Raw genomic sequence first — 14,460 nt, 5'->3', positions numbered from 1 at the left:
CAGCGTTAATTAACAATTACGGTAGCTGAACATCTTGTTTTGTTTATGTATTTATTTGTAATTCAGATCCGGGAAAAAGCATAGGCGCTGTTGAAAATATATCCGGCTGACAGTCAGAGTGTAGTGAGAGAATGGCGATTTGGGGGAAAGAAAACGGCCTTTCCTTAAAAGAAAAGGCCGTTACAGGGCAGGTCGTCAGGCGGCAGGACGGGCGATGATGCTGCGGGTTTCCATCCGCACTTCGGCAATGGTGACATCAATCACATCCGTCACTTTATAGACGGTTTCGCCTTTGATCTGGATGGTGCCGCTCTCCTGGCTACAAACCAGTTCATCGCGCACCGCATGCAGGAATGGCGCAGGGATAAAGGCAACCGCGCCGTTATCCACCAGACGTACACGCATCCCGCCACGGCTGACATCGATGATTTCCGCCGCGAAGCGGGTATCCGTGCCGGCTTTATCACTCAGAAAACGGGCATATAACCAGTCGCCAACATCGCGTTCCGCCATGCGGTTCAGGCGACGGCGCTCAGCCATCTGCACGGTGATCTCTTCCTGCGGACGGTCAATGCTTTCACCTTTGATGACCGCTTTCAGCAGGCGATGGTTGATCATATCGCCATACTTACGAATCGGTGAAGTCCAGGTGGCGTAAGCCTCCAGACCCAACCCGAAGTGCGGACCCGGCTCAATGCTGATTTCCGCAAAGGACTGGAAGCGACGAATACGGCTGTCAAGGAAGCCCGACGGTTGCGCATCCAGTTCACGACGCAGCTTGCAGAAGCCTTCCAGAGTCAGTACCTCTTCGGCGTTCACATGCATTCCGTGGGATTGCAGCAGCGCGGCCAGCGCATCGGCATTGGCCGGGTCAAAGCCCAGATGAACGTTGTAAATGCCAAAGCCGAGTTTGTCGCGCAGCACGCGTGCGGCGCAGATGTTGGCCGCAATCATGCACTCTTCGACAATCCGGTTCGCGATGCGACGCGGTTCTGCGACGATATCCAGCACTTCGCCTTTTTCGCCGAGAATGAAGCGGTAGTCAGGGCGATCTTTAAACACCAGTGCATGCTGATGACGCCACTCGCCGCGGCTCAGGCAGATACGCTGCAGCAGACGAATCTGCCGGGCAATTTCTTCACTTTCAGGCTGCCAGCTACCGCTGTTTTCCAGCCAGTCAGAGACGTTGTCATAAGCCAGTTTTGCTTTCGACTCAATGGTGGCGGCGAAGAACGTGATGTCATCTTCAATGGTGCCGTCAGCGGCAATGGTCATGCGACAGGCGAGCACCGGGCGCACTTCATTGGCACGCAGTGAGCAGAGGTCGTCAGACAGTTCGCGTGGCAACATGGGAATGTTGAAGCCCGGCAGATAGTTGGTGAACGCCCGGATTTTCGCGGCGTTATCCAGTTTGCTGCCTTCGGCGATCCAGGCGGTAGGATCGGCAATCGCCACGGTCAGTTGCAGTTTGCCGTCAGCCCGTTCTTCGGCATACAGCGCATCGTCCATATCTTCCGTGCTGGCGCTGTCGATAGTGACGAAATTCAGCGCCGTCAGATCCTGACGTTCCAGTCCTTCATCCAGCATTTCCGTCGCTACGCCATCCGGCGCTTCTTTTTCAAGATTATGCCGCGCCAGGGTGACCCACCACGGTACGAAGTGGTCGTCAGCGAACGTGATGAACTGGGTTAATTCGGCGTAGAAGGTGCGATCGCCTTTAAGCGGATGACGGCGCATTTCAGCAACGGCCCAGTCACCCTCTTTAAATTCATGCTCCACCCCGCGTGCGGCGCGGCAGGGAATGGCGTCTTTCAACAGCGGATGATCCGGCACGATGGACAGGCGATCGTTCTTACCCTGCACTTTACCGACAAAGCGGGTCAGGAACGGCTCAACCAGCTCTTCCGGCTCCGCAGATTCACGATCTTTTTCAGTGTGAATGACGGCGATGATACGGTCGCCATGCATCACTTTTTTCATCTGCGGTGGTGGAATGAAATAACTTTTTTGCGCATCGACTTCCAGGAAGCCAAAGCCTTTTTCCGTGGCTTTTACCACCCCTTCAGCACGTGGCGTCTGGGAATGCAGTTGCTGTTTAAGCTGCGCTAGCAGCGGGTTGTCCTGAAACATATTTGTCTATTTTCGTGGCCATAAGAGCGGCTGACAGTTTTACGCGAAAGTACCTGATGCGGCAAGCGCTCTTTATGACAATGCAAGGGTTAATGTGTCTCACCCAGCGCGATTTTCAGACGATTCAGCCATCCGCATAACCCCGACCAGACCAGCAGGTTGATTGCCTGTTCAACGGAGGCACAGGACTCGCTGAACGGGTTGAACTGCGCGGCACTGAAACGGTCAGGTGCGCGCGTCAACAATTGTATCGCCTGGAACAGCGGACGCTCAACCGGCTGCTGTCGTTCCCGACGTTCTATTTCGTGTTCGCTCTGGCGCAGTAAGTCGGCGATTTCCGGTGACGTCACCTGTTGGTTAAAGCAGCTTGCACTGCCGTTAATTCGCGATGTCAGCAGCGTGGTGAAACCATGCGCGGGGGACTCAATAGACAATGTACTTTTAAGCAGGGTACCGAGCAGAGTAAGCAGCGTCGGTTGGTGAACCAGATTAGGGGCGATGGGCTGAAGGGCGGCGATTGGCTGATAACACGACAGACACTCTAACTGTTCTGCCGTTGCATAGCGCAGTTCGACCTGTTCGTGTGCTGAATGCCAGACGGCATCGGGTTGCTGGAACAGAGATACGTCGGCGAATGATTGCGTGTCCAGACCCGGTACCCAGCGTACCGGTTGCCCCAGCCATGCCTGAAACGTAGCGACGACACGCGCCTGAAAACCGATATAGCCAATGATTTGGTTCATCAATGCAATATCCCAGGCGGAGAGGCCAACGTCGCATAAATGCTGGCGCGCGCGGTTATCAATCACCGAGGGTGAACTGGCAAGCTGGCGCGCGTACTGAGTAATCTGCGCCAGCCGGTGATTACTCTCACGTGACGAATCCGGGCCGGGAAGCGGCGTCAAACGGGCGGCATAGTGGTTGCAAAGCCGCTGTACGCCATACACCTGGGCGACCGTTAACGCGGTACTCATGCGCTCGTAGGCGCTAAAGGTATGCAGGCGGTTCAGTAAAACGGAGTCAGGGAACAGTTCGTGAGCAAGATGGCGGGCCGGTTGCAGCCAGGACTGAAAGGGTAAAAGCGCGTCTTCAGGGATCACCAAATCCAACAGAAAGCGGTCATCAACGTGTGCGGCTTCGGGCACCAGCGGCAACACGTCCTGCGGGCCGGTGCTGGACTGGGTTTCATGATACCAGTGGCTTTTGCCGTTGAGTCGGCGTTGTTCCATGGGCGTTCCTTGGTCTGTATGTGGCGACCCGGACACGTCGTCGTCGAATCACGCCGGATCGTTTTCGCTGCTTTATCCTGGCGTAAGCGGGGGAAGGGATGAAAGATTGTTGCGTGATAACAAAGATCAAAAAGCTATATTGCGGGGGAAGGCTTTAGAGCATGGGCGGCAGGGCGCCGCCCATGGGGGAAGTCGGAACGATTATTTCAGTTCCAGTTCGTTCATTGCAGCGATGCTGAAGCCGCCGTCAACGTGAACCACTTCACCAGAGATACCGCCGGACAGATCGGAGCACAGGAAGGCGGCTGAGTTGCCCACATCTTCGATAGTCACGGTACGACGAATCGGGGTCACCGCTTCGCAATGCGCCAGCATTTTACGGAAATCTTTGATACCGGATGCTGCCAGAGTACGGATCGGACCCGCAGAGATGGCGTTAACACGTACACCTTCCGGACCCATCGCGTTCGCCATATAACGAACGTTCGCTTCCAGAGACGCTTTTGCCAGACCCATTACGTTGTAGTTCGGGATCGCGCGCTCAGCACCCAGGTAGGAGAGGGTCAGCAGGGCAGAACCCGGATTCAGCATAGAACGGCAGGCTTTCGCCATTGCCACAAAGCTGTAGGAGCTGATGTCGTGAGCGATTTTAAAGCCTTCGCGGGTGACCGCGTTCACGTAGTCGCCGTCCAGCTGATCGCCAGGGGCAAAACCGATCGAGTGAACGAAACCGTCAAATTTCGGCCAGGCTTTGGCCAGCTCTGCGAACATGGTGTCGATGCTTTCGTCTTCTGCAACATCGCATTGCAGAACGATGTTTGAACCCAGTTGAGCAGCAAATTCTTCCACGCGGCCTTTCAGTTTGTCGTTCTGGTAGGTGAATGCCAGTTCCGCGCCTTCGCGGTGCATCGCCTGAGCGATACCGTAGGCGATGGACAGTTTGCTGGCAAGACCGGTTACCAGAATACGCTTACCGGAAAGAAAACCCATAGCTTAAATCCTTATGTTATTGCTTGTTTTAGCTTTGTATTCATGCGATTACAGCCATGAAGCCAGAATCGAATAGAGAGCAAAACGAAATTATAGCCCACTCTGTGCGTGAATTGTCACGTTGTTTTTACAAAGCCCCGGGAATCACGACGCCCGGTACCAGAGAAGAAAGGCGGCATTATAACAGTGACTGTCCACCGAACTGATCCAACCTCATCACTCGTTACCCCGTATTTCTGCGGGAGACCACGCATTTCATCATGATGCGGTGGGAGAGGGGGGGGAGCCTAAGCGTGTTTCTGGATCTGAACGACGTCATTCGGATGCGGTAAGCGAAAATACAGAATGAACATTGAACCTGCACAGTTTGTGTATTTTGTTAAAAAACTGTTGGTTTTAACAATCAAGCACAACAAAAAAATAATATAGGGATATATTTTTTCCGAAAGGGATGGCAAGAAATAATCGTTGAACTGCACGAAATAGCAATTATTTTAAATGTAAAAATACATTAGTCCAAAATTGGACTGATAAGATATTGTTACGATTTTACATCGAAATATAATATTCTTCGAGCGTTGCAGAAGTATCTTGAATTTAATAGGTTTAGTTTGACTAGCTGGTTATGCGTTAGTGTTATCTGTTCCATCGACATCTTTACTGTCCGTGTAATAATAATGGATTAAGCATAAGCCAGTTCTGCATTGCGCGAATGATAAGAATGTTATTTTAAAAAGGAATTAATAAAATGAAACTTTTTACGCTGTTTAAAGTGGGCTTGATTGCGTCTGCGTGCTGCGCTGTTTCGGGTATTTCTATTGCGGCTTCTACTGGTACCATTACCTTCAATGGCAGCATTACTTCCTCAACGTGTGCTGCTGCAGTTGATGGCAAAGGGGCCGACGGCAGTGGTGTCGTCAGTATGCCGGAATCTTCAATCACCGATTTTACAAATGATGGTGATACCGCAGGGCGTACGGAATTTTCACTGGTGTTGACTAACTGTACTCTTACTGACCCGGATACAAAGGTTGCCGCTTTTTTTGAACCGGGCGCCAATGTCGATAGCAATACCGGACGGTTACTCAATACGGGGACTGCGACAGGGGTTAGTCTGCAACTGCTGGACAGTAAAGCGAATGTCATTAATGTAGGTGATTCAAGCCAACTAAATGATGCTGAGTATATTACACCCGATGCTTCTAAAGGCGGAATATTACCTTTCTCCGTCGAATATTATAAAAATGCCGGAGGAACACTGGCGGGGGGTACAGTGAAAGGGACCGTCGTTTATTCACTGATGTATAAATAAACATATCCATTTATGTAGAGTGTTATAAAAGAATGTTAGTTTCTATGAATCCCCAAAAATTTAATCGGAAATTCATCGTTATTGCTTTTTCATGGATGATAACAGGGAGTTATAGCACTCTTTCCTGTGCCGGGATGGTGTTGAATGGAACTCGAGTGGTTTATTCCGCTGAGCAACGCGAAGTCACGGTGAATATGAAAAATACAGGTGCTAACCCTGTGCTGGTACAAAGCTGGATTGATATGGGGAATCTGTCTGACACGCCGGATAAAATCATCTCGCCGTTTATTTTAACGCCTCCGATTACTCGTGTAGATGCAGGAAAAGGACAAACGTTGCGGATTAGCCTGGTTGACGGGAAAAAGCTATCCTCTAATAAGGAATCTGTTTTTTATCTGAACGTGCTGGAAATTCCCGCCAGGTCGAAAAATAATGAACAGCCCAACCACCTCAGCATCGCCTTTCGGACGAGGGTTAAGCTTTTTTATCGTCCACAGGGATTGCCGGGAAATGCTGAGGATGCTCCAGAACAATTAAAGTGGAGTCTCAGTAATGGTGGCGTGACGGTAAATAACCCGACCGCTTATTACGTGACTCTGGGGACCGTTACCTATTCAGAAGATGGAAAGAAGTATGTCGCAGAGGGTGACATGATCGCCCCCGGCGCTTCGGATAATGTCCATTTTAATAATGTAAGCTGTCAGGGATATTCATTCACTCAGTTTTACGTCATTAAATGATTATGGTGCTCCGGTAAAACATAAGCAGATTCAGTAGTTCAGCTTTCTGCCTCTGGTAGCGACTATTATGACAATATTATTCTCTTTTATATTTTTTTTAGCTGTCAATATTTTTGTTGTGCAATATTCCCTGGCTGCAACGCCTGGTGAGGTTACGGCACCATCAGATGGAGATGATATCGAATTCGAGTCATCTTTTGTAAAGCTGCCAGTTGGGCAGTCGGTCGATCTCAGCCGTTTCGCCAAGGGTACATATGTCCTGCCTGGTGTTTACAAAGTAGGGGTTACGCTTAATAAACATTTACTGACAGTGGCTGAAGTCGAGTTTAAAACGACAGACAGTAAAAAAGTCACGCCATGCATTCCCGTCGCGGTACTGAATTTGATCAATTTTAACAAAGATCGAATTAGCGTTAACCAGTGGGATTCGTTAACAGCAGATGCGCAATGCGTCGACATGAAAAAAATCATTCCTGAAGCCACTCTGGAATTTGATAACCAGGCTCAGCAGTTGAATATTTCTGTCCCGCAAATTTATATCAATACTCAGCCTAGAGGATCGGTACCGTCTTCCATGTGGGACAGTGGTATCCCGGCGCTGATGCTGAGTTACAACATGAATGCCTATCAATCGCAAAGTAATGGGTATGAATCTAAAACATATTATTCATCCATTAACAGCGGACTGAACATCGGATCCTGGTATCTTCGCCACAATGGATCGTACAACTGGGCGAATGGGACTGGAGGGCGGTATACCGTTCTCAATACCTATCTCCAGCACGATTTACCGCGGATATCCGGACGTATGCTGGTTGGGCAGTCCAATACCAGCGGGCAACTTTTCGATACGGTTCCGATTACCGGGATTCAGGTCTCTAGTGATGAGCGTATGCTGCCGGAGTCGCAACGTGGTTATGCCCCAGAAATTCGCGGCATTGCGAAAACCAACGCCAAAGTGACGGTTAAACAGGGGGGCGCAACAATTTATGAAACAACCGTTTCTCCGGGCGCGTTTGTCATTAACGATCTTTACCCTACGGGATATGGCGGCAATCTTGATGTCACCATAGAGGAGGCTGATGGGTCACAGCAAAATTACTCCATTCCTTATGCTGCGGTGTCACAGCTATTGAGGTCAGGCAGCCAACGCTACAGCCTCAGTGCCGGTAAATTGCGCAGTGATAACGTGCCGAACGATCCCTCGCTGCTTGAAGCGACCTATCAGCGTGGGTTCAGCAATACCCTTACCGGCTATGGCGGAGTACAGGCCAACCAGGATTATCTGGCCGTAAAACTGGGGGCTGCGCTGGGAATGTCGATTGGCGCACTGGCTTTTGACATCACGCAATCTGAAGCCCGTTTGCCGTCGCCTCAGAACAAGAAACTGTCAGGGCAAAGTTATCAGCTGAGTTACAGCAAACTGGTTACTGAGACAAACAGCAACATCACGCTTGCGGCTTATCGCTTCTCCAGCAGCGGTTACATGGACTATATGACTGCAATGGAGAGTATTCAGGCGATTCATGATGGCGAAGACCCCAATACCATCCAGAGACAGAAGAATCGTTTTACGGTGACGATCAGTCAGGGGCTGCCGGATGAATGGGGACAAATCTATCTCAGCGGATCTCTGGAAGATTACTGGAATCAGGATAATTTTAACCGCCAGTATCAGTTTGGCTATTCCAATCGCTATAACCAACTGAATTACAGCATCAATGTCAGCCGCAGCCAGGATGCGTGGGGAGAAAGCCAGATCAGCTACTATCTGAATTTGTCATTTCCGCTGTGGGAAAGTCACAGTAGCACCTATGCGCCGCAGATGAGTCTCAGTTACAACCAGGACACGGAAGGCGGGTCAAACGAACAGGCGGTGATCTCGGGGAATGCCGGGGCGACTAACCAGTACACCTGGAACGTCAGCGGGTCGCATGACAGCAACGCAGGGAGTTCTGGCAGCTTCGGGGGATCGTATCGTGGTGCCATTTCTCAACTCAGCGGCAGCTACAGTAAAGGTCCTGACTATCATAGCGCATCGCTGGGGATGTCCGGTTCGCTGGTGGCGCATTCCGGCGGGATCACCGCGTCACCATACACCAGCGATACTTTTACGCTGGTGGAAGCCAAAGGCGCGGAAGGGGCCACTGTCCCCTCATATCCCGGTGTTTCAGTCGATCGTTTTGGATATGCCCTATTGCCAGCATCGAACCCTTATCAGATGAACGATGTGGTCATTGATCCGAAAGGAACCTCGCGCAATATAGAACTGGATAACACCTCGCAAAAAATTGTACCTCGCTATGGCGCGGTGGTGAAAGTAACGTTCAATGCTGACAAAGGAACGCCCATTCTGATCAGCTCAACGCTGAAGGGGAGTCCGCTGCCTTTCGGCGCTGAAGTGTTCGATGAACACGATCACAGCGTCGGTATTGTTGCCCAGGGTAGTGTTATTTATGCCCGTGTAGCAAACCCGAAAGGGCAGTTGCGTGTGAAGTGGGGGGATGACGCCGGTTCATCTTGCTCTGTGAGTTACATGCTGGCCCCCGTTCAGGAAGGCGGGCAGGAAAATGCCATTCAACGTTTTAGTCATATATGTGGCTAAATAGTTTGCAGCCAGTACTATATATGACCGCTAAAGGAATACCATGTTTTTAAAATTATACAGACCTTGCTGGCTTTTTTTACTCATTGGCGTCATGACGATATTGATGCCAGTTAAATCTCATGCTTTTGGTTGTGACGGTGCAACAACCGTTTATGTTGATCTTACACTTACGGATTCCAATGAAATGGCGCTGGTGTCGGACATGAGTACATACACCACATGTCATGGAAATATTGGTAATGGTTCGCAAAACGATGCCTTACGCACGAAGACATTCACAATTTCCAATGAGTTAGCTAAAGAAGGATATATGGGATATTTTCAGACACCCACGTCAACATATCCGGATACAACGGCTTTCGCGATTTGCGTTTGGCCAGTTGAAAGCGATGTGAACTGCGACCCCCTTTCTGGAGGTGCTAAATCAGTAACAGAACCGCTGGCAATTAAAATTTATGTCAAACGGGTCGGTATAACCATCGATGATGATCTTATTCTTAAGGCAGGAACAGAAATAGCCAGGCTTTCGCTCGACCAACGTTCAGCCAGTACATGGGGATGGACCAGAACCTGGATCTTTATCCTGAAAAACGATGTTCCTATTCCTGTTCATACCTGCGATCTTGATCCGACAACTCCAGCCATAGTGCCTCTTGAATCTATAGCAAACTCAAGCCTGCCACATCAGGGAAGTACCAGCGAAGCAACAGATTTTGCGATAAAGCTTAACTGCCAGGGAAATGTTGCAGTCAGCGTGTTACTCGATGGTACGGAAGATCAGGATGCACGGGGAAAAGGCGTGCTGGCGAACAATAGTGCGCAAGGTGATTCTTCAGGTGTTGGACTGCAGATATTATTTAACAACAATCCGGCAGCATTTGACGAAACCTTCTATACCGGAACGTCATCGATGGGGGGATACTCAATTCCGATGCAGGTTCGCTATTACAAAACTAAGGCTACACAAATAACAGCAGGTAAGGTCTCAGCATCGATGGTGTACACGCTATCCTACAAATAACAACTGATAACCCTTCTAATGCACAGGAGCAGAAAACTGCCATGTCTTTTGTTCCGTATCTGCCGATAAATTTTGCTACTGACGTTTCCAGATGTATTCATCTCATCACTATTGTTAGTTCCAATAATCAAAGTGTAGCTATATTGATCTCTGATTGTTTCTGAATTGTATGTGAAATAATGGTGGATTATTGTAAAAAAGCCACAAAATGATAATTATCCTCATGTTATCTGATGTTACGTACGTCCAGAATTGGACTGATTAGATATTGTCATAATATAGATTTAAAATATAATATTATTCAGATGCAGAGTATATGTAATATTAATAAGCGTATTCATAGATTACAGGAAAGCATTCTATTAGTATGCTTGTACATGTGAGTAATTAGTGACTGCTTTTAATATTGACTACTTCATCCTGGTGTAGGCTCAGAATCGGATTCGCGTGTCTATATTGCTAATCGCTAAATGTATTAAAGGAATAAGTTATGAAATATCTCTCATACTCTGTTTTGGCTTCCGCATTATTAATGAGCGGTGTCAGCCATGCAACTAACACCATTACTTTTACGGGATCCATCACAGACGTAACCTGCGATGTGAAACTTGTTGATGCTGCGGGAAAAGTACTGGGAGCGGACGGTACGGGGACCGTTGCGTTGATTCCTGTTCCGGCGACAGAACTGAGTGGTGCCGGGTCCACTGCACAGCAAACGCAATTTTCTATTGTAGCGTCTAACTGTGCTTTGGGGACACCGGCAAAAACTAAAATGGCGGCATATTTTACCAGTTCGCATGCAGATAACCTGGGTTATCTTGACAATACCGTGGGGACAGGGGCCGCGACTAAAGTGCAATTTGAGCTGCTTGATTCAAAATTGAATCAGATTAAGGTGAATGATCCTGCTCAGTCTACGGGTATCGTCACTACGGATATCGTTGAGGATGGCGATACCGTTATGGATTATTATGTTCAGTATTATTCAGCGGCAGGCGGTGCGACATCGGGTGATGTATCCAGTACTGTGAATTATGAATTAGTCTATCCGTAATTTTTCGAAAGTTATTTCCCTGATTAAAACCTAGGTATCGTATATGAAGTTGTTATCAAAAAAAACGGCATGGGCAATTTTTATTGCCAGCGCAGGCATGGCGATCAGTCAGCCGAATTATGCCAGCATTGTGATGAATGGAACCAGAGTAATATATCAGGGAAATAAAAATGAAGTCACCATCAGTCTGACGAACAAAAATACAAGACCGGTATTGATTCAAAGCTGGATTGATACCGGGAATGAAAATGCTACACCGGAAAAAATTTCTGTTCCCTTTGTATTGTCCCCTCCGGTCAATCGGGTCGATCCGGATAAAGGCCAGACCATTCGTATCAGTTACACCGGTGTCCCTGCGCTCCCTCAGGACAAGGAATCGGTATACTGGCTAAACGTGCTGGAGGTCCCGTCAAAAGATAAAAAACAAGAAGCCAGTCAGCAAAAATTGAATGTGGTTTTCCGCACAAGGATAAAACTCTTTTATCGACCTGAAGGTTTAGAAGGTGACAGTATTCAAGCGGCCGATAATTTGCACTGGCGTCTGAATGGGCAGAATGCTACAGCACAAAATAATTCAAAATATAACGTGACGGTATTCGCTATTAACTTCAAAGGAAGTGGTGTTTCATCAGAAGCCAAAGGCGCAATGATTGCGCCTGGAGAGTCGCATACGTTCTCTCTGAAAAACAGTGGCAACATTGATGGGCTTTCATTTGACACCATTAATGACTATGGAGCGCTCATAAATCATAAAGCGAAAAGCTAATTTCTTCTCAGGGTGGCAGGCGTGTCCACAAGAAAATATTTTTCTCTAAAAATTCATGTATGTTGTTTTTCAACATTTATGCTGTTTGCATCAACTATTGTTCATGCAGATGACGTCGCTACTGCCATCAAAGAAGAAAAAGCCGCCACTCCAGACGCTGAAAGTAATATCGCGGAATTTGATCCAAGTTTATTACGCCAGGAAGGGCAAAGTCAGATTGATGTAAGCCGTTTTGTGTATGGCTCAAACGTACTTCCGGGGAAATACCGTATTGATATCCTTGTGAATCAGAATATGATAAGTCACCAGGAGGTGACGTTTAAATCAAGCGAAGAAAACAAAAATAAAGTTGAACCCTGTTTATCTCCGGATATTATAAAACTTGTTAATTTGAACAATGAAAAACTGCCTTTCGCTGTGCGTAAGGCATTAACAGAAGCGGCGGCCTGTACCGATCTGCCACAGTTGATTACAGGTGCGACAGTGAAGTTCGATGCTGACCGGCAACAACTTAATATTGACGTTCCGCAAGTCTACTTACAGCATACAGCACGCGGTAATATTGACCCCTCACTCTGGGACAGCGGCGTTCCGGCATTGATGCTGGGTTACTACATGAACGGCTATGAATCGCATTACAGCGGTATGGATACGTCGCGTTCATTCTATTCTTCTCTTAATGCCGGGCTTAATATCGGCAAATGGTACTTCCGGCATAATGGCTCCTATAACTGGGATCAGGATATGGGCGGGCGTTACCAGAGCAACAATACTTATGTGCAGAGGGATATCGAAGCCGTTCGCGGCCATCTTTACCTCGGGCAGTATTACACTTCCGGGCAGATGTTTAATACGGTGTCCTATACCGGTGCGCAGCTGGCAACTGATGATCGCATGTTACCTGCATCTCAGCGCGGATATGCACCGGAAATCAGAGGCGTGGCCAAGACCAATGCCAAAGTCACGGTACGGCAGTCGGGTAATATTCTGTATCAAACCACCGTTCCCCCCGGCGCTTTTCTGATAGACGATCTGGGGCCTACGGGTTATGGCGGCGATCTGGATGTTACCGTGGAAGAAGCCGACGGCACGTTGCAGCAGTATTCCATTCCTTACTCTTCACTGGCGCAATCCCTGCGTCCTGGCGCTCAGCAATTCACTGCGACCGCAGGCAAAATGGATGACTACAATACGTCGGAAAAGCCACTGTTCTATGAAGTGACCTTTATGCGTGGTATTACCAACATCCTGACAGTTTATACCGGTGCACAATACAGCCAGAACTATCAGGCCGTGTTGGCGGGGGGGGCCGTGGGGACAGAAGCAGGGGCAGTCAGCGCAGACGTGACCCAGGCCTGGAGCCACCTCGGAGGAGAAACGGGCGATCTGGTCGGGCAAAGTTATCGTGTTAGCTACAGCAAACTCATTGATTCCACCAACAGCAATATCTCTATTGCGGCGTATCGCTATTCCAGTTCCGGCTATATGGATTTACAAACCGCCGTACAGACGCGCGATGCGGTAAATCATGATGAGGACCCAAATTCAGTCTGGCGTTCTAAGAACCAGTTTTCAGTAAGCCTGAATCAGGGATTACCGGCCGGTCTTGGAAATATCTATATCAGTTCTTCGATGCAAAACTACTGGAACAGCGGCAACGGCTACAACACGCAGTACCAGATTGGCTATTCCAACAGCTATAAATGGCTCAATTACAGTATCAACGCCAGCCGTAATAAATCGGGCACCGGCGAGGATCAAACCAGCTGGTATCTCACGCTTTCTATGCCGTTGTGGCCGGGGCATGCCGGTTCGGTGCCATATATGAGTATGCGTTACAACGAAGACAGCGATGGTCAGCGTGGTGAGCAGGTTAACCTTTCGGGTTCATTCGGCAACACCAGTCAGTACGGTTACAACGTCAGTGGCTCTCATGACAACTATTCGGGAAGTTCTGGCAACGTCAGCGGTTCATGGGCGGGAAGCAAGGCCACGCTGAACGGCAGTTACAGCACCGGCAGCGGCTACAACAGCACGTCCGTCGGGATGTCTGGCGGGGTGGTCGTGCATTCTGGCGGTGTGACGTTTTCGCCGTACAACAGTGACAGCTATGCGTTGATTGAAGCCAAAGGCGCGGAAGGGGCTGAAGTGGCCGGTTATGGCGGTGCAACGGTGGATTCTTCTGGCTATGCGCTGTCGCCTTCACTGATCCCGTACCAGCAAAACCACGTGGCGATTAACCCGGAAGGGTCGGACTTAGGCGTCGAGTTTGAAAATACCTCGCAGAACGTGGTGCCGCGCGCAGGGTCGGTGGTGAAAGTGAAATTTAACACCCATACCGGTACGCCGCTGCTGATTGTCTCCACCTGGAAAGAAGAACCGCTGCCGTTTGGCGCGGATATTGTGGATGATGATAACACCACGATCGGCGCGGTATCGCAGGGCGGGGTGATTTACGTCAAGGTCAGCAAACCGAAAGGGGTGCTGACCGTCAAATGGGGTGAAGACGACCGCTCTCAATGCCGGGTAGCCTATGTGCTGGACTCCTCTGACCCGGATAAAGATAGCAAAAATACCATTCAGCGCTTTACCAGCGTTTGCCAGTAGGGT

General features: G+C 49.1%; 10 protein-coding genes. 7 read left to right on the top strand and 3 right to left on the bottom strand.

All coding sequences use genetic code 11. The annotated features are described in order from the left end of the window. Positions 1-195: 195 nt before the first annotated feature. From AL479_RS21975 to fabI, 3 genes are all read right to left on the bottom strand, one after another. Positions 196-2,130, bottom strand: a complete 1,935-nt coding sequence (locus tag AL479_RS21975; protein ID WP_061077662.1) for an exoribonuclease II — start codon at positions 2,128-2,130, stop codon at positions 196-198. Between the two features lie 89 nt (positions 2,131-2,219). Then, positions 2,220-3,359 (bottom strand): carboxymuconolactone decarboxylase family protein, encoded by a 1,140-nt coding sequence (locus tag AL479_RS21970; protein WP_061077661.1) that lies wholly within the window; start codon positions 3,357-3,359, stop codon positions 2,220-2,222. Between the two features lie 201 nt (positions 3,360-3,560). Next, positions 3,561-4,349 (bottom strand): enoyl-ACP reductase FabI, encoded by a 789-nt coding sequence (gene fabI, locus AL479_RS21965; protein WP_046481005.1) that lies wholly within the window; start codon positions 4,347-4,349, stop codon positions 3,561-3,563. Between the two features lie 748 nt (positions 4,350-5,097). On the opposite strand from fabI, the gene AL479_RS21960 reads away from it, so the two are divergent. The 7 genes from AL479_RS21960 to AL479_RS21930 all read left to right on the top strand — a co-directional run bounded on the left by AL479_RS21960 (position 5,098) and on the right by AL479_RS21930 (position 14,457). Further along, the gene (locus AL479_RS21960) at positions 5,098-5,661 is read left to right on the top strand and encodes a fimbrial protein (protein ID WP_081093704.1); all 564 of its coding nucleotides are present in this window, start codon (positions 5,098-5,100) and stop codon (positions 5,659-5,661) included. Positions 5,662-5,705: 44 nt separating this feature from the next. Continuing rightward, a complete protein-coding gene (locus AL479_RS21955; protein WP_192575242.1) occupies positions 5,706-6,401 on the top strand; it encodes a molecular chaperone in 696 nt (231 codons plus the stop codon). A 67-nt stretch (positions 6,402-6,468) separates the two neighbouring features. Next, complete coding sequence (locus AL479_RS21950) at positions 6,469-9,006, top strand: fimbria/pilus outer membrane usher protein (protein ID WP_071887681.1); 2,538 nt, start codon at positions 6,469-6,471, stop codon at positions 9,004-9,006. A gap of 43 nt (positions 9,007-9,049) precedes the next feature. Next, positions 9,050-10,030, top strand: a complete 981-nt coding sequence (locus AL479_RS21945; protein WP_061077660.1) for a fimbrial protein — start codon at positions 9,050-9,052, stop codon at positions 10,028-10,030. A 490-nt stretch (positions 10,031-10,520) separates the two neighbouring features. Beyond that, entirely contained in the window at positions 10,521-11,084 is a 564-nt protein-coding gene (locus tag AL479_RS21940) for a fimbrial protein (protein WP_061077659.1), read from the top strand. 43 nt (positions 11,085-11,127) lie between these two features. Further along, positions 11,128-11,850, top strand: a complete 723-nt coding sequence (locus tag AL479_RS21935) for a fimbria/pilus periplasmic chaperone (protein ID WP_071887680.1) — start codon at positions 11,128-11,130, stop codon at positions 11,848-11,850. Between the two features lie 78 nt (positions 11,851-11,928). Further along, complete coding sequence (locus tag AL479_RS21930; protein WP_105291799.1) at positions 11,929-14,457, top strand: fimbria/pilus outer membrane usher protein; 2,529 nt, start codon at positions 11,929-11,931, stop codon at positions 14,455-14,457. The last annotated feature ends 3 nt before the right edge of the window (positions 14,458-14,460 follow it).

This window comes from Citrobacter amalonaticus (assembly GCF_001559075.2).
GTDB classification, from domain to species: domain Bacteria; phylum Pseudomonadota; class Gammaproteobacteria; order Enterobacterales; family Enterobacteriaceae; genus Citrobacter_A; species Citrobacter_A amalonaticus_F.
The sequence above is the reverse complement of the archived record's forward strand: the minus strand, read 5'-3'. Positions and strand labels throughout refer to the sequence as shown.